Source organism: Hyphomicrobium sp. B1 (assembly GCF_049532635.1).
GTDB lineage: Bacteria > Pseudomonadota > Alphaproteobacteria > Rhizobiales > Hyphomicrobiaceae > Hyphomicrobium_B.
The window spans coordinates 1,957,134-1,980,435 of the sequence record NZ_CP134871.1 but is presented as its reverse complement, the minus strand read 5'-3'; the positions used below and the strand labels follow the sequence as shown (position 1 = coordinate 1,980,435).

The 23,302-nt window shown below is 60.7% G+C and carries 22 protein-coding genes; 4 read left to right on the top strand and 18 right to left on the bottom strand.

Features of this window, described 5'->3' with window-relative positions; all coding sequences use genetic code 11:
- Positions 1–125: 125 nt before the first annotated feature.
- The 6 genes from RLW55_RS09540 to RLW55_RS09515 all read right to left on the bottom strand — a co-directional run bounded on the left by RLW55_RS09540 (position 126) and on the right by RLW55_RS09515 (position 5,890).
- On the bottom strand, positions 126–1,553 hold the full coding sequence (locus tag RLW55_RS09540; protein WP_409560972.1) for a gamma-aminobutyraldehyde dehydrogenase: 1,428 nt from the start codon (positions 1,551–1,553) through the stop codon (positions 126–128).
- Positions 1,554–1,584: 31 nt separating this feature from the next.
- The gene (locus tag RLW55_RS09535) at positions 1,585–2,403 is read right to left on the bottom strand and encodes an ABC transporter permease (RefSeq protein ID WP_423416279.1); all 819 of its coding nucleotides are present in this window, start codon (positions 2,401–2,403) and stop codon (positions 1,585–1,587) included.
- Complete coding sequence (locus tag RLW55_RS09530; RefSeq protein ID WP_423416278.1) at positions 2,393–3,328, bottom strand: ABC transporter permease; 936 nt, start codon at positions 3,326–3,328, stop codon at positions 2,393–2,395. The genes RLW55_RS09535 and RLW55_RS09530 overlap by 11 nt, the downstream gene beginning before the upstream one ends.
- A complete protein-coding gene (locus RLW55_RS09525) occupies positions 3,325–4,335 on the bottom strand; it encodes an ABC transporter ATP-binding protein (protein ID WP_423416277.1) in 1,011 nt (336 codons plus the stop codon). The genes RLW55_RS09530 and RLW55_RS09525 overlap by 4 nt, the downstream gene beginning before the upstream one ends.
- Positions 4,336–4,394: 59 nt before the next feature.
- The gene (locus RLW55_RS09520) at positions 4,395–5,549 is read right to left on the bottom strand and encodes an ABC transporter substrate-binding protein (RefSeq protein ID WP_423416276.1); all 1,155 of its coding nucleotides are present in this window, start codon (positions 5,547–5,549) and stop codon (positions 4,395–4,397) included.
- Between the two features lie 206 nt (positions 5,550–5,755).
- Positions 5,756–5,890 (bottom strand): hypothetical protein, encoded by a 135-nt coding sequence (locus tag RLW55_RS09515; RefSeq protein ID WP_423416275.1) that lies wholly within the window; start codon positions 5,888–5,890, stop codon positions 5,756–5,758.
- 15 nt (positions 5,891–5,905) lie between these two features.
- On the opposite strand from RLW55_RS09515, the gene RLW55_RS09510 reads away from it, so the two are divergent.
- Positions 5,906–6,229: a winged helix-turn-helix domain-containing protein gene (locus RLW55_RS09510; RefSeq protein WP_423416274.1), complete on the top strand. Its 324-nt coding sequence runs from the start codon at positions 5,906–5,908 to the stop codon at positions 6,227–6,229.
- A gap of 7 nt (positions 6,230–6,236) precedes the next feature.
- On the opposite strand, the gene modC is transcribed toward RLW55_RS09510, so the two are convergent.
- The 5 genes from modC to RLW55_RS09485 form a co-directional block, all read right to left on the bottom strand.
- Positions 6,237–6,923, bottom strand: coding sequence for a molybdenum ABC transporter ATP-binding protein (gene modC, locus RLW55_RS09505; RefSeq protein WP_423416273.1), 687 nt, complete (start codon positions 6,921–6,923; stop codon positions 6,237–6,239).
- The gene (gene modB, locus RLW55_RS09500; RefSeq protein ID WP_409560978.1) at positions 6,920–7,618 is read right to left on the bottom strand and encodes a molybdate ABC transporter permease subunit; all 699 of its coding nucleotides are present in this window, start codon (positions 7,616–7,618) and stop codon (positions 6,920–6,922) included. Before modB ends, modC begins: the two co-directional genes overlap by 4 nt.
- A gap of 39 nt (positions 7,619–7,657) precedes the next feature.
- A complete protein-coding gene (gene modA, locus RLW55_RS09495; RefSeq protein ID WP_409560979.1) occupies positions 7,658–8,467 on the bottom strand; it encodes a molybdate ABC transporter substrate-binding protein in 810 nt (269 codons plus the stop codon).
- Positions 8,468–8,639: 172 nt separating this feature from the next.
- Entirely contained in the window at positions 8,640–9,767 is a 1,128-nt protein-coding gene (gene ada / locus RLW55_RS09490) for a bifunctional DNA-binding transcriptional regulator/O6-methylguanine-DNA methyltransferase Ada (RefSeq protein ID WP_423416272.1), read from the bottom strand.
- Between the two features lie 59 nt (positions 9,768–9,826).
- Entirely contained in the window at positions 9,827–11,212 is a 1,386-nt protein-coding gene (locus tag RLW55_RS09485; protein WP_423416271.1) for a PLP-dependent aminotransferase family protein, read from the bottom strand.
- A 255-nt stretch (positions 11,213–11,467) separates the two neighbouring features.
- Here RLW55_RS09485 and RLW55_RS09480 point away from each other — a divergent pair, with 255 nt between their 5' ends.
- The 3 genes from RLW55_RS09480 (at position 11,468) to recQ (ending at position 15,106) form a co-directional block, all read left to right on the top strand.
- Positions 11,468–11,869 (top strand): DUF983 domain-containing protein, encoded by a 402-nt coding sequence (locus RLW55_RS09480; protein ID WP_409560981.1) that lies wholly within the window; start codon positions 11,468–11,470, stop codon positions 11,867–11,869.
- Between the two features lie 75 nt (positions 11,870–11,944).
- The gene (locus RLW55_RS09475; protein WP_423416400.1) at positions 11,945–12,601 is read left to right on the top strand and encodes a pyroglutamyl-peptidase I; all 657 of its coding nucleotides are present in this window, start codon (positions 11,945–11,947) and stop codon (positions 12,599–12,601) included.
- A gap of 321 nt (positions 12,602–12,922) precedes the next feature.
- Positions 12,923–15,106 carry a DNA helicase RecQ gene (gene recQ / locus RLW55_RS09470; RefSeq protein WP_423416270.1) on the top strand — a complete coding sequence of 728 codons (2,184 nt, stop codon included), beginning with the start codon at positions 12,923–12,925 and terminating at the stop codon, positions 15,104–15,106.
- A gap of 135 nt (positions 15,107–15,241) precedes the next feature.
- On the opposite strand, the gene hisG is transcribed toward recQ, so the two are convergent.
- The 7 genes from hisG to glcF form a co-directional block, all read right to left on the bottom strand.
- Complete coding sequence (gene hisG, locus RLW55_RS09465; protein ID WP_414463878.1) at positions 15,242–15,964, bottom strand: ATP phosphoribosyltransferase; 723 nt, start codon at positions 15,962–15,964, stop codon at positions 15,242–15,244.
- Positions 15,961–17,136 (bottom strand): ATP phosphoribosyltransferase regulatory subunit, encoded by a 1,176-nt coding sequence (locus RLW55_RS09460; RefSeq protein WP_423416269.1) that lies wholly within the window; start codon positions 17,134–17,136, stop codon positions 15,961–15,963. Before RLW55_RS09460 ends, hisG begins: the two co-directional genes overlap by 4 nt.
- Before the next feature lie 2 nt (positions 17,137–17,138).
- On the bottom strand, positions 17,139–18,635 hold the full coding sequence (hisS, locus tag RLW55_RS09455; RefSeq protein ID WP_423416268.1) for a histidine--tRNA ligase: 1,497 nt from the start codon (positions 18,633–18,635) through the stop codon (positions 17,139–17,141).
- Positions 18,636–18,762: 127 nt separating this feature from the next.
- A complete protein-coding gene (locus RLW55_RS09450; RefSeq protein WP_423416267.1) occupies positions 18,763–19,956 on the bottom strand; it encodes a GNAT family N-acetyltransferase in 1,194 nt (397 codons plus the stop codon).
- A gap of 149 nt (positions 19,957–20,105) precedes the next feature.
- Entirely contained in the window at positions 20,106–20,873 is a 768-nt protein-coding gene (gene cobS / locus RLW55_RS09445) for an adenosylcobinamide-GDP ribazoletransferase (RefSeq protein ID WP_423416266.1), read from the bottom strand.
- A complete protein-coding gene (gene cobT / locus RLW55_RS09440) occupies positions 20,870–21,916 on the bottom strand; it encodes a nicotinate-nucleotide--dimethylbenzimidazole phosphoribosyltransferase (protein ID WP_423416265.1) in 1,047 nt (348 codons plus the stop codon). Before cobT ends, cobS begins: the two co-directional genes overlap by 4 nt.
- Positions 21,913–23,277, bottom strand: coding sequence for a glycolate oxidase subunit GlcF (gene glcF, locus RLW55_RS09435; RefSeq protein WP_423416264.1), 1,365 nt, complete (start codon positions 23,275–23,277; stop codon positions 21,913–21,915). Before glcF ends, cobT begins: the two co-directional genes overlap by 4 nt.
- Positions 23,278–23,302: the final 25 nt, after the last annotated feature.

The window sequence follows — 23,302 nt, the reverse complement described above, 5'->3', positions numbered from 1 at the left end:
CGACTCGTCGACCACACCAATTTCCGTTGAGAGCACACTAAGAAGCGACGGCAAAGAGGACTTGACCTCTTCGCCGCCGCAGTTGACAGGGCAGCGCATCGTGCTGCCGCGCAATATTTACGGTATCAGAGCTTCACCATCACGTGACGCGGCACGGTGTAATCCTCAAGCGCGTACATCGACAGATCTTTGCCGTAGCCCGACATCTTGAGGCCGCCGTGAGGCATCTCGCTGCAAAGCATGAAGTGGGTGTTGACCCAGGTGCAGCCGTATTGAAGGCGGGAGGCGACCTTCATGCCCTTGCCGATATCCGACGTCCAGACCGACGATGCGAGGCCGTAGTCGCTGTCGTTCGCCCAGGCGATGGCTTCGTCGGCGTCGTCGAACGGCGTGACTGAAACAACCGGGCCGAAGACTTCCTTGCGCACGATTTCGTCTTCCTGCTGCGCACCGGCAATAAGCGTCGGCTCGAAGAAGAAGCCTTTGCCCGTTGGCGCCTTGCCGCCAGCCGCAACGCTGACATGGTTCAACTGCGACGCACGCTCGACGAAGCCCTGCACGCGGCCTTTCTGAGCCGATGAGATCAGCGGGCCGAGATCGTTGTCGTCGTCATTCGGCTGATTGAACTTCAGGCTGCTAACGGCGCTGGCGAGGTCGGCGACGAGATTGTCGTAGACCTTCTTACCGGCGTAGATGCGGCAAGCAGCGGTGCAATCCTGACCGGCATTGTAAAAGCCGAAGATCTTCACGCCTTCGACAACGGAAGCAATGTCGGCATCGTCGAACACGATGACCGGTGCCTTGCCGCCGAGTTCGAGATGTGTGCGCTTGATGTTTGAGACTGCGGCCTGAAGCACTTTCTGGCCGGTCCCGATGCTGCCGGTCAGCGAAACCATCGCAACCTTCGGATGGTTGATGAGCGCCGAACCGGTGGTTGCGCCCTTGCCGACGACGATATTGACGACGCCTTCGGGGAAGATGTCGGCGATGAGCTTGCCGAGTTTCAGCAGCGTCAGCGGTGTCTGCTCGGAGGGCTTCAGCACGATGGTATTGCCGCCTGCGAGCGCCGGGCCGAGCTTCCAAGCCGCCATCATCAGCGGGTAGTTCCACGGCGCGATCGAACCGACGACGCCGACTGGATCGCGACGGATCATCGAGGTGTGACCGGCGAGGTATTCGCCCGCAACAGGGCCGTGCATATTGCGGACGGCGGCGGCGAAATAGCGGAAGCAATCTACGATCGCGGGCATTTCATCCTGCAGGACGCGGATGCGCGGCTTGCCGGTATTCAGCGCTTCGAGCGCTGCGAAGGCTTCCGATTCCTTTTCGACCGCATCGGCGAGCTTCAAGAGCAGGGTCGAGCGTTCGGCGGGCGTCGTCTGCGACCAGGTCTTAAAGGCCTTTTCGGCAGCGCTGACGGCCGCATCCACTTGCGCGACGGACGCGTCAGGAAGATTGGTGATGACCTCTTCCGTCTTCGGGTTGACGATCGGTTCCGGAGCGTCAGTGCCGGCGACGAAGTCCGAACCGATCAGCATATTGGTTTCGAGCATGGTTTCCTCCAATGGTCGCTCGGGCGCCTCGCTACTTCGAGGAGCCGCCAGTGTGTTCGCCTTCCCGCGTCAGGTAGTAGGCCGCGAGAATGGGCAATAGCGTTACGAGAAAGACGAAGACGGCGACGACGTTCGTCACCGGTCGCTGCCGCGGGCGGATCAGTTCAGACAGCATCCAGATCGGCAACGTCGTCTGCTGTCCGGCCGTGAATGTGGTGACGATGACCTCATCGAACGACAGCGCAAATGCAAGCATGCCGCCGGCTAGCAGCGCGGTGCCGATTTGCGGCAGTATCACATAGCGAAATGTCTGGAAGCCGTCCGCGCCAAGGTCCATCGACGCCTCGACCAGATTGCCGGACAGCCGGCGGAAGCGCGCAACCGCATTGTTATAGACGACGACGATGCAGAACGTGGCGTGTCCCAGCATGATCGTCCAGACAGAGAACGGTATGCTCATGATGTCGAAAGCGGAACGCAACGCGATGCCGGTGATGATACCGGGCAGCGCTATCGGCAGCACAAACAGCAGCGAGATCGTTTCACGGCCGAAGAACTTCGCACGGGAGAGCGCCGCAGCGGCGAGCGTTCCGAAGATCAGCGCGAGAATGGTCGCGATTGCGGCGACTTGCAGCGACAGATAAAGCGGCGGCCAGATATCGGGCCGCGAATTCCAGGCGACGCCGAACCATTTGGTCGTGAGCCCCGGCGGCGGAAACTCAAAGCTCTTTTCCTCGGTCGTGAAGGCGTAGAGGAAAATGAAGAACAGCGGCAGGTGCAGGAACAGCAGTCCCGCCGTCGCAGAAATGCGCAAGCCCATCGGCGATTTCGTTATGCCGTTAGAGGACATCGAACGCCCCCATGCGCTTTGCCATCCAGAGATAGAACGCCATGATTACCATCGGAACGACGGTGAAGGCAGCTGCCAGGGGAATGTTGCCGGCGGTGCCTTGCAGCGTGTAGACCGCCTGACCAATCATCAGGCGTGAATTGCCGACGATCTGCGGGATGATGTAGTCGCCAAGCGTCAGCGAAAACGTGAAAATTGAGCCTGCCACGATCCCGGGAAGCGCCAACGGAAAGATCACCGTGCGGAAGGTCTGCCCAGGTTCGGCGCCGAGGTCCGCGGAAGCTTCAATAAAATTCGCCGGAACGCGTTCGAGCGCGGCTTGGGTCGGCAGGATCATGTACGGCAGCCAGATGTAGACGAACACCAGAAATGTGCCGACATAACTAAACGATAGCGACGGGCCGCCGATGATGGGCAACGCCAAGATGCCGTCCAGCAGCCAATTGAGATGCAAAATCCCAGCAAACCAGGTGATGACACCCTCTTTGGCAAGGATGAGCTTCCAGGCGTAAACTTTGACGAGATAGCTCGACCACAGCGGCATCATCACCGCCAAATAGAAGAGCGCCTTCATCCAACCGCGCGCGTAACGGGCAGCGTAATAGGCGATCGGAAAAGCGATAAACGCACTCGCGATCGTGACCAGCGCCGCCATTGTCACGGTGCGCAAGATGATTTGGACGTTGGAACCATCGAAAAGCTGCTCGTAGGTCGAGAGCGTAAACTCGTGGATCACGAGACCGGAGAAGTCGTCGAGCGAATAGAAGCTCTGCAGAAGAAGCGCAAATAGCGAGCCGACGTAGACGATGCCGATCCAGAGCAACGGCGGCGCCAGCAGCAGGAACGTCAACAGTTGCGGGCGGGCGAAGAAGACGTCCGATATAGCGCCTGCGATCCCGCGCGGTCTTTCTGCCGCAATCGTCACGCGCCATCTCCCATCGCGACCATTGCGGATTTCGGCCACACGAGCATGACGCGCTCGTCTTTATGGAGCGATGCGCCTGCCGGGATCGTGGCGATCAGCGGTAGTTTCTCGGTGACGACAGTGACGCGGGTCACTGCACCTTGATAGCTGACGGCACTGACCGTGCCCCTAGCGGAGGCATAGTCGGCAGCGACGGTGGCGCTTTCCGGTACGACGTCGACCCGTTCGGGACGGAGGCTCGTCCAGGACGCCGTGCCGCCATGAGCGATCGCGAATTCTGGCGGCAGCACGTTCGAAGATCCAACGAAATCGGCGACGAAACGGGTTGTCGGACGCTCATAGACGTCGGACGGCGTTCCGACCTGAACGATCTTGCCTTCGTTGAAAATCGCGACGCGGTTCGCCATCGAGAGGGCTTCGCCCTGGTCGTGCGTGACGAAGACGAACGTGATGCCGAGGCTCGTCTGCAGGGATTTCAACTCTTCCTGCATCTGCTCGCGCAGTTTCAGATCGAGCGCGCCGAGCGGTTCGTCGAGCAGCAGGACCTTCGGGCCGTTCACGAGGGCGCGGGCCAGAGCGACGCGCTGACGCTGACCACCGGAAAGCTGTGCCGTGCGGCGCGTCTCGTAGCCTGCGAGCTTGACGAGGGCGAGCGCATCCTTGGCTTTCGCCTCGCGCTCGGCTTTCGCAACGCCCTTGATCATCAGGCCATAGGCGACGTTCTCGCCGACGGTCATGTGCGGGAAAAGTGCGTAGTCCTGAAAGACGGTGTTGACGTTGCGCCGATAGGGGGGAACACCCTCAGCGGTTTCGCCGAAAATTTCGATGTGGCCGTCGTCAGGCTGCTCAAATCCGGCGATCAGCCGGAGGCACGTCGTCTTGCCAGAGCCCGATGGGCCCAGGAGCGCGAAGAATTCGCCCGGCTCAATGTCGAGCGAGACGCCGTCAACGGCACGCACGGAGCCAAAGCGACGCGATACGTTCTGGAAGCGGACTGCTGGAGACATGAAACTCTTTTGGGTCATGCGGCCGGCCGTCAGATGGCCGACCGCAGGACGTGTAACCTTTATTTACCGAGGATCGCGATGAAATCTTTCGCCCACTGCGAATAGGGGACGCAAGAGCTTTCCTTTTCGCACTTCGCAGTCGGTGTACGCCAGAACCAGATCTTTTCGAAGTTTTCTGAGCCGTTCGTTTCGCAGCCCTTGTCGCCCAGCAGCGCATTGCCCTTACAGGCGGCGGGAACGGTCGGGACCGAACCGAACCAGGACGCCAGATCGCCCTGCAGCTTCGGGTTCAGCGAGTGCTCCATCCACTTGTAGGCGCAGTTCGGATGGGCGGCATTCACATGCATCATGGTCGTGTCGGCCCAACCCGTGGCACCCTCTTCCGGAATGGTCGAGGCGATGGGCTTCTTGTCGGCCTGGAGAAGGTTGACCTGATACGGCCACGACGACGAAGCAACGACGCCTTCGTTCTTGAAGTCATCGACCTGAACGGTGGCATCGTGCCAGTAGCGGCCGATCAAGGCGCGCTGCGACTGCAGCAGCGCAATGGCTGCGGCGTACTGTTCTTTGTTCAGTTCGTATGGATTTTTGATGCCGAGTTCGGGCTTCTTTTTGCTGAGATAGAGTGCGGCATCGGCGATGTAGATTGGGCCATCGTAAGCCTGCACGCGGCCTTTGTTGCTCTTGCCGTCAGGGAGCGTCTGCTCTTCGAATACGACCGACCAGCTCTTCGGCGCTTCCTTGAAGACCGTCGTGTTGTAGGCGAGGACGTTCGGCCCCCATTGGTACGGGACGCCATAATGGACGCCGTCGACGGTATGCCACGGCGCGTTCTGAAGGCGCGGGTCGATGGTCTTCCAGCTCGGGATCAGGTCGATGTTGATCGGCTGGACTTTCTTGCCTGCGACGAGGCGAAGTGAAGCGTCACCCGATGCCGTGACGAGATCGAAGCCGCCCTGGTTCATCAGAGTGACCATTTCATCGGACGTCGCTGCGGTCTTCACGTTGACCTTGCAGCCCGTCTCTTTTTCGAAGCCCGTGACCCAATCGTAGTTCTTATCGGACTCGCCGCGCTCGATGTAGCCGGGCCAAGCGACGATATCGACCTCACCCTCGCCCGGTCCGATGGACTTCAAAGGCTCGCCCCAAGCGGAGAAGCTGCCCAACAAAAGAATCGCTGACGATGCTACTAGTGTCTTCCGGGTGGGCGTCATGTGTGCTTACTCCTCCGATTGCACGCCGCGACGAAGCAGCGGGCACCAAGAGCCGCCCAAACCTCTTCGCCGGGTTATACCGGAAGGGATGTTAGTTCAGGATTTTCGGACACGCCAGAGAGGCCTGAAGCGACTCGTTTGCTGAGCAGATGCGAAAATGTCCTGTGGTCGCAATTGGTTGTCACGTAGAGTGCACCAATGCGCTCTTAACGGAACGTGCTTCCTGCCGGATAGGATGAAAGACCGGCGAGCTTCAGCGCCTCTCCGAAAATACGACACGGTGCGAAATGACAGTCATTAAGATCCGGATCGACTTCGACGACGACCGCTACATCGGTCATGGCCGGATTCAGCTCTTGGAGCTGATCGGCCAGCACGGCTCCATCGCCAAGGCCGCGAAGGCCATGGACATGTCATACAAGCGAGCCTGGTATTTGATGGACGCGTTCAATTCGATGTTTGCCGACCCGCTGATCGAGCGTCAGCATGGCGGCAAGGGCGGTGGGGCCGCGAAGCTCACCCCGTTCGGCGCCGAGTTGGTCCGTCAATACCGGGAGATGGAAGCCAGAGCGCTGACCGTCTTTGCGAAACCGCTTTCGGCAATGGAGAAACATCTGGCGGAAGTCGAAAAGCCAGAAGCCAAGCCACCGAAAAAAGGATCGCAGCCAGCGCGGACGTGATCGCGAGCTAGCGACTCAACACCTCGGCGGGCGTGCCTACGGCGACTAGTCGACCATCTGCAATCTTAATGACGCGCGACGCCAACCGGCGCACCTCGTCGGTGTTGTGCGTCACAAAAACGATCGGCACCTTAAATTCATCGCGGACGCGCTCGATCAGGGTCATGATTTCCATGCGTCGCGCGTCATCGAGGCCCGACAAGGGTTCGTCCATCAGCAGAATGCGCGGCGAGGACAAAAGCGCCCGCGCTATAGCCACACGATGCCTCTCGCCGCCCGAAAGCGTTGCGGGCCGGCGCTTCAAAAGGTGGCCGATGCCAAGCACGGCGATAATTGCATCTTCGGGCAAAGCGTTGCCTTCGCTCCGCCTGAACCATTGCCCGAACTTGATGTTCTGCCGGACGGTGAGATGCGGGAAAAGCTGGGCGTCCTGAAAGACCAGCCCGACGCGGCGGCGATGGCGCGGCACGAAGATGCCGGCTTCGATATCGGTCAGCACGTGACCTGAAACAACGATGCGGCCCTTATCAGGCCTGTGAACGCCAGCGATCATATTCAAGACCGACGTCTTGCCCGAGCCGGACGGCCCGAAAAGCGCCGTCAGCGGACAATTGCTCTCGAAGGCGATGTCGAGGGTAAATCCGTTTCGCTTTTGAAACGCCCAGACGCTGAGTGCCGGCTCCATGCTCGTCATTCGAATACGGCAATCCGCTTCTGGATGCGGCGGTTCAGCATTTCGGACACAATCAATGCGATCATGGCGATGAAAATCGAGACTGCCGCCAGCCGGAGAGCCTGATAGTCGCCGCCCGGCACCTGCGTATAGGTGTAAATCGCCGAGGGTATCGTTTGTGTTTCGCCTGGGATGTTGGAAACGAAGGTGATCGTCGCGCCGAATTCGCCGAGCGCCTTCGCGAAACAGAGAATGGCGCCGACCAGGATTCCGGGCAGCGCCAACGGCAGTGTCACAAGTGTGAAGGTCCACCAGGCATTGGCGCCGAGCGTAGACGCCGCTGTTTCGAGGCGGCGGTCGATGGCTTCAAAAGACAGCCTTATCGCGCGCAACATCAATGGAAAGCCCATGACGCCACATGCGAGCGCGGCGCCCGTCCACCGGAAAGAAAAGGTGATACCGAAAAGGTCATAGAGCTCTCTGCCCACCGGCCCATGGCGGCCGAACGTCAGCAGCAGAAAATAGCCGGTAACGACGGGAGGCAGGACGAGCGGCAAGTGGAGGAACCCGTCAAGAATGACCTTCCCTGGAAACCGCCACCTCGCGAGAACGTAGGCCAGAAAAAGCGCGATCGGCAGTCCGACAAGCGTGCCGACCGTTGCGACGCGCAGGCTAAGCAGAATGGCCGTCCATTCGTCGGGGGAAAATCCTAGCACCCTAGCCGCCTTTCATTCGCAATTTCGCGGATCGTTTCGCTATTTGTTGAGAACGGTGAAGCCTTGCTTCGTGAAGAATGCGTGTGCTTCTGGCGTCTTCAGATAGCTGACGAAGGCCGTATCGGCGTCTGCATTCTTCGATGCGGCGATGATCGCAATGGGATAGATGATCGGCGGATGCGTGTCGGCGGGGAACGCGTCGACGATCTTAACCTTGGGCTCCGCAGCAGCGTCCGTTTCGTAGACGATACCGAGTGGTGCTTCGCCCTGCGCAACGAGCGCCAAGGCGGCGCGGACATTATCGGCTTGCGCGACTTTGGGTTCGACATCCTTCCAAACGCCCAGCTTTTCAAGTGCGGCATGTCCATACTTGCCGGCCGGCACCGATTTGACGTTCGCCATCGCGATGTGATTGTCGCCCAGGGTCGCGGCGAGCGGGAAATCCTTCGCGATCTTCAATGAGACCGTGCTGTCTTTTGGAGCAATCAGGACAAGGCGGTTGCCAAGCAGGTTGAAGCGCGTGTCGGTCTTGATCAGATCTTTTTTCTGGACGTAATCCATCCAGTCGAGATCGGCCGAAATGAAGATGTCGGCAGGTGCCCCCTGCTCGATCTGCTTAGCGAGCGCCGATGAACCCGCGTAAGAGATGACGATCTTGTTGCCGGTGCTCTTCTCATAGGCCTTGGCGGCGTCGTTGAGTGCGTTCCTCAGACTGGCTGCGGCGAAGATAGTGATGGTTGATGTACCGGTGTTTTGCGCCTGGGCGTCGGCCCAAAGCGTTGAAACCAGCATGAGGCCGGCAAGGGCGATACGCAGAGACAGACGTGACAGAATCGACGCCGCGAGCATTTCCAGACCCACCCTGATGATCGATTGCGATATAGTCGCAAGGATATCTAGGGCGGGAGCGTTTGCAACGGGTCGTTTGGAAGCATAATCCAGACTTAGTTCAAACTTCGACTCCTAAAGGCCGTCGCCGGGATACGCGACACATGAGGTTCAATCGACCTTCGGTGCGCCATTAACCGCGCGGCTTTGGCTTTTTGGCGCTACCCGCCTCGCGCGCGATCAACATGCTTTTACGCTCCACGCCCCAGCGGTAACCAGCCAGGCTGCCGTCGGCACGAACGACGCGATGGCAGGGAACGGCAATCGCCAACGGGTTGGTTGCGCAGGCCCTCGCGACGGCCCGGGCAGCTTTGGGACGGCCGACCCGGTCAGCAATTTCCGTGTACGTGGCAGTTGCGCCGAGCGGTATGTCCCGAAGCGCCTTCCAGACGCGCTGCTGAAATGCCGTGCCGCGAATATCGAGCGGCAGGTCAACCGGCTGTTGCGGATGCTCGACCAGACCGACGACGTCCGAGACGATTTTTTCGAACTGGCGATCTCCGGCAACGCGTTCGGCGTGGGGAAAAATAGCTTCAAGGTCTGCGATCAGTTGCTCGCGGCCGTCGCCGATCAGAATGGCGGCTATTCCCTTAGCGCTTGCGGCGACCAGAATATCTCCCAGAGAGCTGCGTCCATAGGCAAACGTCAGCACCTCGTTTTTGCCGCCGCGACGGAACGTTTTCGGCGACATGCCAAGCGACTCGGAGGCGTTCGCATAAAAGCGAGCGCTCGAATTGAAGCCAGCATCGTAAATTGCTTCTGTCACGGACGTGCTCCTCTGCAATTCCTTGCGAACGGCTTTGCGGCGATGCGCGAGCGCATACTCTTTCGTTGTCACGCCGACGATCTCCTTGAAGATCCGATGGAAGTGAAACCGGCTGAGGCCGCTCGCCTTCGCCAGTTCGTCGAGGTTTGGAACATCGCTGCCGTCCTCCAGCGCACGGCATGCGGCAGCGATGATTTCGGCGCGACGCGCGACCAGCGACATCTCATCGGGACGACAACGCTTGCAGGGGCGAAAGCCTGCGGCTTCGGCGGCCGCCGGCGTTGCATGAAATGCCACGTTCTCTCGCTTAGCGCGACGCGATGGGCATGACGGCCGGCAATAGACGCCCGTCGACTTGACGGAGAAAAAAAACGCTCCGTCGGCAGATCTATCGCGCGCAAGGACGGCGGCCCAGCGCTCCGCATCCGGGTCGGCCGTCTCAGCGGATTTCTGTGGAGCTTTATCTTTGCGGGCCATTGCGGTTCGGGATGTCATGGTGCGCGCATCGTAGCGCGAGGCCCATTTCAATACACCCCGAACCTTGCTTTCAAATTTCAGACGATCGCCTTTACGGCGACTGCCGGTTGCGAGATGATGGTCGCGACCTGCTTTAGCGCTTCGACCAGCGACTCGCGGTCGGGTGCGACGCCAAGCGAGAGCCGCAGCGCTTCAGGTTCTTCGGTGCCCGTCGCAAAAGCGGAACTCGGGACAACGGAAATTCCTGATCGGCCTGCGTGATCGGCGAAATCCGCAGCACGCCAATGCACCGGCATTTTCAGCCAGATGTGATGGCCGCAGCGGTCGGCTGCGATATTGGCGTCGCCGAGGACTGTTTTTGCCAAACGCTGACGGGCGATATTTTCATCGCGAATGGCGACAGTCAGATCGTCGACGATGCCCGTCGAAATCCAACGCGAAGCGACGGCGGCATTGATCGGCGGCACCATCAAGTTGACGGCGCGGATGACGCCCGCCAGCCGCATCGCCTGGGCTGCGCCGGGCGCAACGACGTAGGCGATACGCAGCGCTGGTGTTGCGCACTTCGACAAGGTCGCAATATGCCATGTCAACTCCGGCGCTAAAGCCGCGAGCGGTGCCAGCGGCTCGAACTGCAGTGCCGAATAAGGATCGTCCTCAATGATCGTCACGCCGTAGCGTCGGGCGATGGCGACGATCTCGCGGCGGCGTTCTTCGGGAAGGGTTGCCGTCGTCGGGTTGTCGATGGACGGGATGACATAGAGCGCCTTCGGCGGCCGTTTCAGGCAGCAGGCCTCGAACGACTGCGGAACGATACCTTTGTCATCCATTGCCAGCGGATACAAAGCAAACCCGCGCTGCTGTGCGACTGCCTTCAGCCCAGGATAGGTGACGCAGCCGGCGGCAATCGTATCGCCTGGAGCGAGCACGCATTCGCAAATGGCGAAGAGCGCGCTCTGGGCGCCACTCGCCAACACGATCGACGATGGCCGAACCTGATTGATGCGACGCCCAAGCCATGTTGCCGCCGCGGCGCGATCGGTGTCGCTGCCGGTGCTCTCCTGATAGTGCAGGTGGAGCATTCCATGTTCTTCGGAGAGGAGATTGGCGACGGTCTCCGGAATCAGGCGCTTGAGATTCGCACTTGTCGGCTGTGGGGGAATATTCATGCTGAGATCGACGGCAGGCGGTGATCCGAGACCCAACATGCGGCCATCATCAATGCGGCGGCGAATAAACGTCCCGCGTCCGGCATTGGCTTCCACAAGTCCACGCCGCCGCGCCTCGTTGAACGCACGCGTAACCGTCGTGAGGTCGACCCCCAGCACCTCGGCGATCGTTCTTTGCGGCGGCAGCCGATCGCCGGGCTGAATGTGCCCTTCCTTCAGGTCCGCCTCGATGGCTTCGACAATGCCGCGGTATTTGAGCTGGCTACCTTCAACCAGCCAAGGTTTCCAAGACATTTCCGATATCCTTGAATACAGAAGCCATACATGTTTCTATCATGTATGGCAAATACACGGAAGCGCAAATCATACAGTTTCGCCAACGTTGACTTCCGAGTCTGACGAAAGTAGCTATTTACTCGTATCTTGTCGTATTTTGAAGCCTTTTAGACCAAATGACGCATGAACCATACAATAGCTATAATGTCCGGCCCATAAGCCATACATTATGTGTGCACGTGGTCTGAAACTGACTAAAAAGGGATTGTTATCATGTGTGCGGAACATCAATGGCCGGAACTTCCCCCGACGAAAACGGGGCTGTGGGGCCTTTGCCCGCGCTGCGGCAAGGGCAAGATTTTCGACGGATTCCTGACGCTCAAGAAGGCCTGCCCTGTGTGCGGACTGGACCTGTCATTTGCCGATCCGGCCGATGGACCGGCGTTTTTCGTAATGTGCTTCGCCTGTATTCCGAGCGCCTTGTTCGCGGTCTGGCTGGAGGTCGCGCATTCTCCTCCGTACTGGGTGCATCTCGTCACCAGCCTGCCGTTGATCCTGCTGACGTGCATTCCGCCACTGCGCCCACTCAAGGGATGGCTCATCGCGAGCCAATACTTCAACAAAGCTGAGGAGGGCCGACTGGTGTTCAGCAAGGAGCCTCCGAAGACGCCGTGAGACGCCCGTCGGTGAGGCGTGAGACATGCGATCCAGGCCGTTCAAGGGGTAACGGACAGCCGCTATAGTCGGCAGATGCCCAATTCCGACGAGTTCGCTTCATCTCCGACGGTCCTGCTGACGGGTTTTGGCCCATTTCCGGGTGTCCCGGTTAATGTGTCTGGAGAAGTTGTCAGGGTTGTCGTTCGCCGTGCACGCCGGGCATTTCCGGCATTTCATTTCGTCGCTGCGGTGCTGCCGACGGAATGGCGGCGCGCGCCTGAACTTGTCGCGGCGCTACAGCATCGCTTTCGTCCGAGCCTGACGCTGCATATCGGTGTGGCATCGGGTGAGCTGGGCATTCGGCTTGAGACATGCGCGGGGAATATGTGCCGGGCCGCACCCGATGCTGCGGGGTTGCTACCGCTCGCGACCTCACTGTGTGCCGGCGGACCGTCGGAACGCCGCGCCAGCATCGATAACGTTGCGATTGCAGCCGCGTTGCGGGCACATGGCACGTCCTGCACGGTTTCCGACGACGCCGGCGGCTATCTCTGCAATGCCGTGCTCTATCAATCGCTCGCGAGCGCAGAAGCGCGCGGGTCAGGAGCGGTAGGCTTCGTCCATATTCCTGCAGATCTTGGTTCGGCCGGAGCCATCACCATGGATGAGGCCGGAGCGGCAGTGCTCGACATTATAGGAGTCGCCCTCGGCGCGAAGGATGCAACAGCCGCCACACCGGCTTCGGCATAGGCCTAAGGTTCTGATTTTCCGTGGGGATTAGGCTGCGGCCCGACCAAGCGGGGAAGACGGGGGGATGTCTTGGGGCTCGGTCGGGCTCAGCAGCATCTGGTGCGCACGGGGGGAGGTGTCGACACCAGCTTGAGGAGCAACATAGCCGGGAAAACATGAACTCATCCTGAACGCAGGGTTAAATAGTCGCAACCTTTCGGCATCAGGGAAGCCCTCAATAGAATCAACGACTTTTTGAGTTGCACGGGCCATGAGCGGAGACCCCGGCCCTCGAATCAGATTAGCGTTCCGGCTTCGATCGTTCAGTTCAAAGGTTTTCGAATGCCGGCCCGCGCCGCGCCGCTTTCCCTTCCGCTTGCGCCAACCACGGACAGCCAGATGGAGGCCGCTCGCGCGACCCTTGAAAATGTCTTCGGCTACAAGGGTTTCCGGTCTCACCAAAGCGACATCATCCGGACGCTCCTCAGCGGCGGCGATTGCCTGGCGCTGATGCCGACCGGAGGCGGCAAGTCGCTGTGCTATCAAATCCCTGCCCTCGTCCGACCCGGCACCGGCATTGTCGTCTCACCGCTCATCGCCTTGATGCAGGATCAGGTCGATGCCCTGCGCGATCTCGGGGTGAAGGCGGCATTCCTCAACTCGACGCAGGATCGCGCAACCCAAGACCAGATCGAGCGGCAATTCGCTGCCGGTGGGCTCGACCTGCTCTACGTCGCTCCCGAACGGCTCGTGCAGGAGCGCACGCTCAATCTGCTGGAACGCAGCGACATCGCGATTTTTGCCATCGACGAGGCACACTGCGTCTCGCAATGGGGACACGACTTCCGGCCGGAGTACCGGCAGCTCAAAATCCTGGCGCAGCGTTTTCCGAACGTGCCGCGTGTGGCGCTGACGGCGACGGCGGACGAGCGCACGCGGCAGGACATCATCTCGGAGTTGTCGCTCGAAAACGCGGCGGCATTCATCGCAAGCTTCGACCGGCCGAACATCCGCTACACGATTGCTGAGCTCGGCAGCGTCAGCTCGCGCGAGCGGCTGTGGCAGTTCATCGAGAGCGAGCATCCGACGGACGCGGGCATCGTCTACTGCCTTTCGCGCAAGTCGGTCGAAGAGACGGCTGCGTGGCTGTCATCGAAGGGGCGCAAGGCGCTCGCCTATCATGCAGGCCTCGATGCACACTTGCGTGCAGCGGCGCAGTCGAAGTTTCTCACGGAAGACGGGCTTATTATCGTCGCCACGATCGCGTTCGGCATGGGAATCGACAAGCCGGACGTGCGCTTTGTCGCGCATCTCAATCTGCCGAAGTCAATCGAGTCCTACTATCAGGAGACGGGCCGTGCCGGGCGCGACGGCGAAGCGGCGAACGCATGGATGGCCTATGGCTTCCAGGATATCGTGCAGCTTCGGCAATGGATCAATCAATCCGAAGGTTCGGACGCCTTCAAGAAGGTGCAGCGGCAGAAGCTCGACGCGCTGATCGGGCTGGCGGAAATGCCGGGCTGCCGCCGCCAGGCGCTGCTTGCTTATTTCGGTGAGACGCGTTCGGAACCGTGCGGTAACTGCGATAACTGTCTCAATCCGCCGCACACTGAAGATGGTACTGTGCTGGCGCAGAAAGCACTTTCGGCCGTCTATCGCACCGAGCAGCGTTTCGGCGTTACCTATCTCGTCGACGTTCTGATCGGCGGCGTCGATGAGCGGATCATCCGTAACGGCCATGATCGCCTTTCGGTCTACGGTATCGGCAAGGACGTGCCGCAGGCGACGTGGAAAGGGCTTTACCGGCAGCTCACCGCGCTCGGCTATCTCTCGATCGACGAAGAGGGCGTCGGTTCGCTCGTGCTGACCGAACGGTCGCGGCCTTTGCTGCGCGGCGAGGAGCGTTTCCTTTTGCGCGTGACGCGGCAGAGCGCGAAATCGTCGAAGCGTTCGGCATCGGCGAGCCCCAAAGTCGCGCGCGAAAACCAGCCGCTGTTCGACGCACTGCGCGCGATGCGCCAGAAACTTGCGGCGTCTGCGAAGCTGCCGCCTTACGTGGTCGCGCAGGACAAGACGCTGATCGAGTTATCTGAGAAGCGGCCGACGACGGAAAGCGCTCTGCACGACATCATGGGCCTCGGCGCCAGCAAGATCGCGCGCTACGGCGCGGCGTTTCTTGAGGTGATCTCGCAATTCAAGAAGCATCCGGCGTTGAACAATCGCTTATCGGCGACGGTCAACGTAACGCTTGCCGCGCACCTGCGCGGGCTTGATGCCGAAGCGATCGCAGCGGATCGCGGGATCGAGGTGTCGACGGTTTACGGTCATCTGGCGGAAGCCATCGAGGCGGGCCTCATCACTGCGGACGATGCGCTGAAGCTCGACCCGGCCGAGCGCGACGAAATCGAAGCGGCGTTCGAGCGATGCGAAACGCGCGACACCGGCAAGCTCGGCCCCGCCTTCGCGGCGCTGCAGGGGCAGTACGACTACGGCATCTTGAAATGCCTGCTTGCGGATAGCGTGTAAATCTCGCGTGCCGTCCTGGTTCCCGGCTCGCCGCTGCACGTCGGCGGGAATGACAAACGGCGAGACACCCTCGCCTCTCAACGTCATGGCGGCGCAGGCGGCCATCCACGGCAACCATCAACTCTCGCGGCTAAACTACCGCGCCGTCGCTTTCTCCGGGATCGAGGCGGACAGCTTGCCCGTCAGTTCAGCGCAAAGCGCTTCGAGTTCCGGCGTCCATGGCGCGGCGTTCGTCGCGAACAGGTTGGCTTGCGATTTGAGGATCACGCCGTCGTCCAAAATCTTGAGACCGTTGGCGCGGAGCGTTTCGCCCGTCGTCGTTATGTCGACGATCAGCTCCGCCATGCCGGATGACGGGGCTCCCTCGGTCGCGCCGGCGCTTTCGATGATGCGATAATCACCGTAACCCTTGGAGCCGAAGAAGCGGCGCGTCAGGTTGATGTATTTCGTCGCGACGCGAGGCCAGCGGCCGTGCTTGCGGCGAAACGGAATAGCGATCTCTTCGAGTTCGGCCACGGTCGAAACATCGATCCAGCACGTCGGCACTGCAACGACGACGTCAGCGAAACCGAAGCCAAGCTTGTGCAGGAAACGAATGCGCGTAGCGGCGTCGGAGATGTTCTCGCGGATCAAGTCCTCGCCGGTAATACCGAGGTGGACGCTGCCGGACTTCAAGGCTTCGGCGATTTCGCTCGACGACACATACGCGACGTCGACGCCGGGAAGGCCTTCGATCTCGCCGCGATAGCCGCGAACGTGGCCGACCTTGCGCACGACAAGACCAGCTCGCGCGAACATGTCTGTCGTCTGTTCCATCAGACGACCCTTTGAGGGGATAGCGAGCGTCAGCTTGCTCATGCTTTGCCTCCCCGGACTGCCAGCAAGCGCTCGGAATGAACCGCCGCGCCGACGGCCGGAATGTCTTCGTTCGAGCCCGCGGCGCGCATCAAACCGTCATAACGACCACCTCCGGCGATCGGACTTTTGGCGCCAAGTTCCGCGGCGTTCACCTCGAAGACGAGGCCGGTATAATATGCGAGTGTGCGGCCGAACTCGGCGGAAAACGTCACGCGGTCGAGGTCGATGCCGGCGTTGGCGAGGAGAGCCAGGCGGCGGTCGTAGGTTTCGAGCGCGTAGCCAGAACCGTTCGGCGCTTCCTTGATCAGCGCAGAGATCTTTTCGCCCGCCGTGATCGCCGGACCGGAGACATTGATGTAACGCTCGATCAGCTCGATGGTTTGCGTGTCGAGCGGCTTCTCCTGGCGATCCTCGGCGATGTCGATGAGGTGCGTCGTGATGTCGGTGAGCGAGCGCGTGCCGATCAACTCGATGGCCTCTTCTTCGAGGTAGACGGCAACGGCAGCTTCGCTTGCCTCCATGTCATCGCGACTGAGTGACGACAGAACCTCTTCCGGAATGCTTGAAGACGCGGGACGCACGCTGGCCGCATAACTTTTCAAGGCTTCTCGGAACGAAAGCGGCCGAAGAAATGCGTCGTCGAGACGCTTTTTCCAGTTCGGCGATAGACCCGCGGCATCGAGCACGCTCGAAAACAAGCCGAGGTCTCCAAGGCGCATCGTCCAGTCCTTGAAGCCCGTCTTCTCGATGGCCTTGATGATGATCGCGACTGTCTCAGCTTCGGCCACTTCGCGCGACTTATCGCCGAAGCGCTCGATACCGGCTTGGCGGAACTCGCGCGGGTGCGCGGCGGTTGCGCCTTGCGGCTGAAAGCGGAACGCCGGGCCGTTGTAGCAATAGCGCGCGGGCGTCATCGGATCAGCATGACGCTCCAAGTGCAGGCGGCAGGTCGGCACGGTGATGTCGGGCCGCAGACAAAGCTCGGCGCCGTCCTGATCGGCGAAGACGTATGTTCGCGCGCGCAGGCTCTCGCCGATGACGTCGAGAAAGACGTCAGCGGGCTGGATGATCGGCGGCGCGACGGCGTCATAGCCAGCCTTGATAAAGACCGACATCATCGTCTGCGCTTGGCTTGCCAGCGCTTCGAGATTTTGGACCGTCTGGGCGGTCATAGCTATTCCTGGTGCCGCTTGATGAGATTGTGAACTTCTTGCACGAGGTGCGCTTCGGAAACAGAGAACTGAGCCGGGCGTGCCTCTTTCCATTCCTTGTTGTCCTTGATCGCGGCAGCGGCTTTCGCGCCTTCAATCAAATCCTTGATCGTCACCTCACCCTTGGCGCGCTCATCCGAACCTTGGATGATAACGCACGGGCTGTTGCGCTTGTCGGCGTATTTAATTTGGTCGCCGAATGATTTTGCGTTTCCGAGGTACATCTCGGAGCGGATACCGGCGTTGCGGAGCACTTGCGTCATTTCTTGATAACCGGCGACCGAGTCGGCGTCCTTATCCATGACGAGAACGACCACTGGGCCGAGCGCTTGGATCTTGCTCTCATTGATGAGTGACAGCGCAGCCTGCAGGCGCGACACGCCAATGGAGAAGCCCGTGGCAGCAACTTGCTGGCCGGTGAAGCGCGCGATGAGATCGTCGTAGCGACCGCCGCCGCCAACAGAACCGAAGCGCACGGGTTTGCCGTCGTCGGCTTTGATCTCGAATGTCAGCTCGGCTTCGAAGACCGGGCCGGTGTAATATTCGAGCCCGCGGACGACAGAGTAATCGGGAACTCGAATTTTGCCCTCATATCCGGCTTTCTCCACGAAGCGTTTGAGTTCGCTGAGATCGGCCAATCCATCGACGTAGAGCTGTGACGGCTCGAAGCCTCCGGTGCGCTTTGCTGCGATGCCAGGGCTGGCCTGTTCGAGAGCCGGCTGACTCACGAAATCCAAGAGCGCATCAATTTGTTCTTTCTTCAGTCCAGCACCCTTGGTGAAATCGCCGGATTCGTCCTTGCGTCCAGGGCCTAAAAGAAGCGCGACTTCGTCCTTAGAAAATTTATCGAGCTTATCAAGTGAACGGAGGACTGCTAAGCGGCGCGTGTCGTCGGCAAGATCAACGCCGACCGTCTCCAACATCCCGTCGAGCACCTTGCGGCTGTTGACCTTGATGACATATTTGCCCTTCAGCCCAAGTGCTTCAAGCGTATCGGCAGCGAGCATGCAGAGTTCGGCATCGGCTGCGACGCTTTTCGCCCCCACCGTATCGGCATCGAACTGCATGAACTGGCGAAAGCGGCCGGGGCCGGGTTTCTCGTTGCGATAGACGTTGCCGAACGCATAGCGGCGGAACGGCTTCGGCAGGGTCTGGAAATTCTGAGCCACATAACGAGCGAGCGGCGCGGTGAGATCATAGCGCAGGCTCATCCATTGCTCGTCCTCGTCCTGAAACGAGAAGACGCCTGCATTCGGACGATCTTGGTCGGGCAGAAACTTGCCGAGCGCGTCGGTATATTCGATCGCAGGAGTTTCGAGCGCCTCGAAGCCATAGCGCTCATAGACGTCACGGATCTTCGCGATCATGTCATTGAGCGCCTTCAGCTCGGGCGCTTCGATATCGCGAAAACCCTTCGCGAGGCGCGCTTTGGGACGCGTGTTGGTATTTGCTTTGGACATGACGAGGATCGGAGAACCAGGGCCAAATAAAAAAGTTGCCGAGACACCCTGGCGGGCGTCCGGCGTGTGAGCCCGCCTTATATCGGATCGACCGGCATGAGGAAAGTCGGGCAGAAATGCCCAAAATTCAGCTTCGGAAGCGGGGCAGCGCCCTCTTGAGCGCCGACGTGAGGCGCGAGGTGCCGCGTAGCTGGACGGCAAGCTCGTGAACGAGTGCTTTCGGCACCGCCGCGAGGTCTTGGGCGACGACGAGATCGTAAAGAGGGACTTCCTCGGTTCCGAACCCGTGCTTCAGCGGATTGGCGTTAATGCCAAAGTCGAAGCGGCGGATACCTTGGGCCACCAGATGCTTCACCATTTCGAGCACAACGAGGCGGCCGGGGGAAAGGTGGCTCCATTGTTCGCCGCCCGTCGAAATTGAGAGCAGCGAAAAGGCGCCCTCATGGGTCAGGCCGAATAGGGTGGCAACGATCCGGCCGCCCGCTTCCAGTGCGAACAGCGAGGTCACCCCGGCGTCGGCGCCGTCGAACGCCAGACGCTCGAAAAATTCGCGATTGGACCTCTCGGCAAAAATGTCCTTGGTTCCGCGAGCAGCGTGCCACACGGCTTGCTGCTCCTCCATCGTCGCAAAGACGTGCGCGATCTCATCATCGGTCTCGGCACAGACGAGGCGCGGATTGTCCTCGCTCTGCCAGAGCCGATGGCAGCGCTCCACGTCCTTGCGGTACCTCTTGCCGAGTCCCTGCAGATAATCATCGAAGCTGCCCGTTATGACGAGGCGGTGCGCCGAAGCACGTGACGTGGAACTGCCGAACAGATCAATCAGTGGGTTCGGGCAACCGCCAATCTCGGCGGGCATACGTTCGAGGCGGATAAGATCGACGTCGCGGATGGCGGCACGCAACGCCCGCCAAATATCGCGAATGCGGTCGGGATCGGACAACGGCTCGGGCCCAAGAAGAGGCGCGCCTTGGCCCACGGCTTCGAGAGCGGCGAGGCTCGCAACGCGCAACAGACCTTCCTTCGCGACAACGAGCGGCAAAGCCAGAACAACCTGATCGCTTTCGCTGTCGGTTACGACAGCAAGACGCGGCATGGCGCGGTGCGCGTGCGCGACTTCGTCATAGAAAACGGTAAGCCAGTTGAGCGTTTGAAAGCCCGTTGCGACGAGGCCGCCTTCAATGACTTCGAGCGCTGCCAGCGCGTCGTCGGCACCGTCAAAAATTTCGGCAACAAAGCGGCTTTCGCCCGGCGTCGCCGACCGCGCCTGTTCCCCTCCGGCGCTCAGATAAACGCCGTTCCCCGTTTCTGCCGTCGCCATTACGCACTACACTCTTGGCGTTGCGAGCGGATACTCGCCCCCCATCGCGGCGAGAATGCGCCGTGTGAACGACATTCATTTAAATGAGAACTGCGGCTTTGCCTCGTGCCGTTTTGGATCAGCAGTTCTGCGCGAGGCGGACAAGACGATCAGCCGGCGCCTGCGATTACGGCAGCGGCAACAGCCAGGAACGCAGTCTCGTAAACCTGCTCGACGGCGCCCAGCACGTCGCCGGTATAACCGCCGATCTTGCGTTGCGCGAGGATCGCAATCACGGCCGCGGCGGCGAAAGCGACAACGGTTGCCGCGAGGAAAGCTGCGATGCTCATAACGAACGGCCCGACGGTGAGACCCGTCACGATCGCGACGATGAGTTCGCCGCGCGTCATCCGGACCGGCGTGCGGCTGACCTTGACGTTATCGCCGCCGGCATAGGGGAGAAATGCCAGCGCTAGCACCGCGGCGAGGCGGCCACCCGCATAAGCGGCGATCAACGCGCCGATAACCGCGACCGGCCCGATGGCGGCAAGCGACGTTCCTTTCAGTGCGAGAACGGCAATGAGCGCGAGGACGCCATAGGTGCCGATGCGGCTGTCCTTCATGATTTCGAGGCGGCGCTCGACGTTCGACCCGCCGCCGAAAGCATCGACCGTGTCAGCAAGTCCGTCTTCATGCAGCGCGCCGGTCAGCAGCACCGACGCGACGAGGCCGATGACGACGGCGACCGATGTGGGAAAGACAACAGTAGCCGCGAGCATGACAAGGCCGACGGTCGCGCCAATGAGCGCGCCGACAAGCGGCATATATTTCGCCGAGCGCGGCAGCCAATCCTCGGGAAAAGGAATGATCTGCTTTACCTGGATGCGCGTCAGAAATTGCAGAGCGATGAGGAAGAACCGAACCTCATGCGCGATCATTCGGGATGTTCGCCCGGTAGATCGGCCATCTCGCGCAGCATCAATTCCGCGCCGCGAATGATCGGCACGGCAAGGGCCGCGCCCGTCCCTTCGCCAAGCCGCATCTCCAGTTCGAGCAGCGGCTTAACGTGCAGATGACGGAGTAATGCAGCGTGGCCGGGTTCAGCCGAGCAATGGGCGAAGACACAGTTGTCGAGCGTGCCCGGATAAAGCGCTTCCGCGGCAATGGCGCCTGCCGTCGAGATAAAGCCATCGACAACGACGACGCGGCCGGCTTGTGCCGCCGCGGTCATGGCGCCTGCCATCATGACGATTTCGAAACCGCCGAACTGCCGGAGGACCTCGAAGGTGCGGCCCGCTTCAGTCGATGGTGCGATGGCGGTGCGATCAATCGTTTCCTTCAGCACCTGATATTTGTGATCGAGGCCGAGGGCGGGCGCGCCTGCGCCGGGGCCGACCAATGTTCGGAGATCGAGGCCTGTCAGGGCATGTGCGATCAGCGACGCCGAACTCGTATTGCCGATGCCGATTTCGCCGTAGCCGACGATGCCGACATTTTCGGTGCCTAGGCGTGCATCGAGAATGCGGCCTGCGTCGAGCGCAGCGGTGCATTCTTCAACCGACATAGCGGGTTCACGGCGCGCGTTTTTCGTGCCGGGGCCGATGCGGCGCTCCGTCAATAATTCATGCGGCGGCAGCGGTTCGAGCAGTCCGGCATCGACGAGTTCAACGCCGATGCCAGCCGCGCGCGCGAGCACGTTGACGCCAGCGGAGCCCAAGAGAACGAACTTCGCGATCTCGCGGGAGACGACGGAGGGATATGCCGTCACGCCTTCGGCCGTGATGCCGTGATCGGCGGCGAAGACCACGATCTTTGCATTGCCGAGATCGGGCGCCGTCGATCCGGCGATCAGGCCGATCTGCAGGGCGAGCTCTTCGAGCCGTCCGAGCGAGCCAACCGGCTTGGCTTTGCCGCGGATGTGGGCCTTCAGCTTGTCGCTTAAAAGCTCGCGGGACTTGGTAACTGGGGGTGCGGGGGTCATGCGCCGATATAATCCTCAACTGTGTTCTTCGGCTGCGGAACGTCTGTCGAATACTTCTCAAGCGCTTCGAGGCCTGGTGGAACCGGGCCGCCATGCGCCCAATCGAGCAGCTCGATCGTATGCACGACCGGAACCTCAAGAGCCGTCCCGAGCTGCGTGATGCAACCGATGTTACCGGCCGCCACAACGTCGGGCTTCAACGACTTGATGTGACCGGCCTTGCGATCCCGCAGCGCGCCTGCGATCTCCGGCTGAACAATATTGTAGATGCCCGCCGAGCCGCAACATAGATGCGCTTCCGGAACGTCAAGCACGGTAAATCCAGCCTTCTTCAATAGCGCTTTCGGTTGCGTCGTCACGCGCTGACCGTGCTGCAGTGAACAGGCGGCGTGATACGCGACCTTAAGCCTCGACCAACGCTTCGGAGCGCCGATGTCGTACTGATCTAGGAATTCCGTCACGTCCTTAGTCATCGACGAGATGGTTTTAGCCCGCTCGGCGTAGTCGGGCTCGTGCTTCAACAGGTGGCCGTAGTCTTTCACCGTCGTGCCGCAGCCCGACGTGTTGATGATGATGGCGTCGACGCCGCCCTTGGCGATTTCCTTGCTCCAGGCATCGACGTTGATCTTGGCCGCTGCGATCGCCTTTTCCTCCTGGCCGATGTGCTGGCTCAAGGCGCCGCAGCACGCCGCGCCCGCTGAGACGACGACATCGACGCCGCCACGCGCAAACAGCCGGATCGTCGCGTCGTTGATCTCGGGCCGCAGCACCTGCTGGGCACAGCCGGCGAGCATTATGACGCGGCCGGTTCGTACGCCTGTCGGCGACGCAGTACCGGGACCTTTGAAGCGTCCGGCATTCGGGCTGTGCTGAGGGGCGAGTTCGACCATCGCGGCGAGTTCGGGAAAGTTCAACTTGCGCAGCGTTGGCGCCAGACGACGGCCGAGCGGGGCTGCGCGTAACGCCCAGCGGAAGCGGCGCGGATGCGGCAGGATTTCTGTCAAGGCGCGGCGGATGAGGCGATCCTTCAGGCTACGATGCCCTGTCTTCTCGATATGCTTTCGCGCCACTTCAACCAGATGCATGTAATCGACGCCCGATGGGCAGGTCGTCATGCAAGAGAAGCACGAAAGACAGCGATCGATGTGCGTCGAGATTTCGGGCTTCGCGTCGAGGCCTTTCTCAAGCATGTCCTTGATGGCGTAGATGCGGCCGCGCGGGCTGTCGCGCTCGTCGCCCAGCACGACGTAGGTCGGGCAGGTCGCCGTGCAGAAACCGCAATGGACGCAACGGCGCAGGATGCGCTCGGCCTCCTTCACATCCGGATCGTTGAGTTGCTCTGGCTTGAAATTGGTTTGCATCGCGCCTGACTGCCGGGCTTATTTT

Bases quoted from the DNA above. Each gene is read 5' to 3' on its own strand.
- RLW55_RS09540 (WP_409560972.1), bottom strand. From the start codon at position 1,553: ATGCTCGAAACCAATATGCTGATCGGTTCGGACTTCGTCGCCGGCACT.
- RLW55_RS09535 (WP_423416279.1), bottom strand. From the start codon at position 2,403: ATGTCCTCTAACGGCATAACGAAATCGCCGATGGGCTTGCGCATTTCT.
- RLW55_RS09525 (WP_423416277.1), bottom strand. From the start codon at position 4,335: ATGTCTCCAGCAGTCCGCTTCCAGAACGTATCGCGTCGCTTTGGCTCC.
- RLW55_RS09520 (WP_423416276.1), bottom strand. From the start codon at position 5,549: ATGACGCCCACCCGGAAGACACTAGTAGCATCGTCAGCGATTCTTTTG.
- RLW55_RS09515 (WP_423416275.1), bottom strand. From the start codon at position 5,890: ATGACCGATGTAGCGGTCGTCGTCGAAGTCGATCCGGATCTTAATGAC.
- modC (WP_423416273.1), bottom strand. From the start codon at position 6,923: ATGACGAGCATGGAGCCGGCACTCAGCGTCTGGGCGTTTCAAAAGCGA.
- modA (WP_409560979.1), bottom strand. From the start codon at position 8,467: ATGCTCGCGGCGTCGATTCTGTCACGTCTGTCTCTGCGTATCGCCCTT.
- ada (WP_423416272.1), bottom strand. From the start codon at position 9,767: ATGACATCCCGAACCGCAATGGCCCGCAAAGATAAAGCTCCACAGAAA.
- RLW55_RS09485 (WP_423416271.1), bottom strand. From the start codon at position 11,212: ATGTCTTGGAAACCTTGGCTGGTTGAAGGTAGCCAGCTCAAATACCGC.
- RLW55_RS09480 (WP_409560981.1), top strand. From the start codon at position 11,468: ATGTGTGCGGAACATCAATGGCCGGAACTTCCCCCGACGAAAACGGGG.
- RLW55_RS09475 (WP_423416400.1), top strand. From the start codon at position 11,945: ATGCCCAATTCCGACGAGTTCGCTTCATCTCCGACGGTCCTGCTGACG.
- recQ (WP_423416270.1), top strand. From the start codon at position 12,923: ATGCCGGCCCGCGCCGCGCCGCTTTCCCTTCCGCTTGCGCCAACCACG.
- hisG (WP_414463878.1), bottom strand. From the start codon at position 15,964: ATGAGCAAGCTGACGCTCGCTATCCCCTCAAAGGGTCGTCTGATGGAA.
- RLW55_RS09460 (WP_423416269.1), bottom strand. From the start codon at position 17,136: ATGACCGCCCAGACGGTCCAAAATCTCGAAGCGCTGGCAAGCCAAGCG.
- hisS (WP_423416268.1), bottom strand. From the start codon at position 18,635: ATGTCCAAAGCAAATACCAACACGCGTCCCAAAGCGCGCCTCGCGAAG.
- RLW55_RS09450 (WP_423416267.1), bottom strand. From the start codon at position 19,956: ATGGCGACGGCAGAAACGGGGAACGGCGTTTATCTGAGCGCCGGAGGG.
- cobS (WP_423416266.1), bottom strand. From the start codon at position 20,873: ATGATCGCGCATGAGGTTCGGTTCTTCCTCATCGCTCTGCAATTTCTG.
- cobT (WP_423416265.1), bottom strand. From the start codon at position 21,916: ATGACCCCCGCACCCCCAGTTACCAAGTCCCGCGAGCTTTTAAGCGAC.
- glcF (WP_423416264.1), bottom strand. From the start codon at position 23,277: ATGCAAACCAATTTCAAGCCAGAGCAACTCAACGATCCGGATGTGAAG.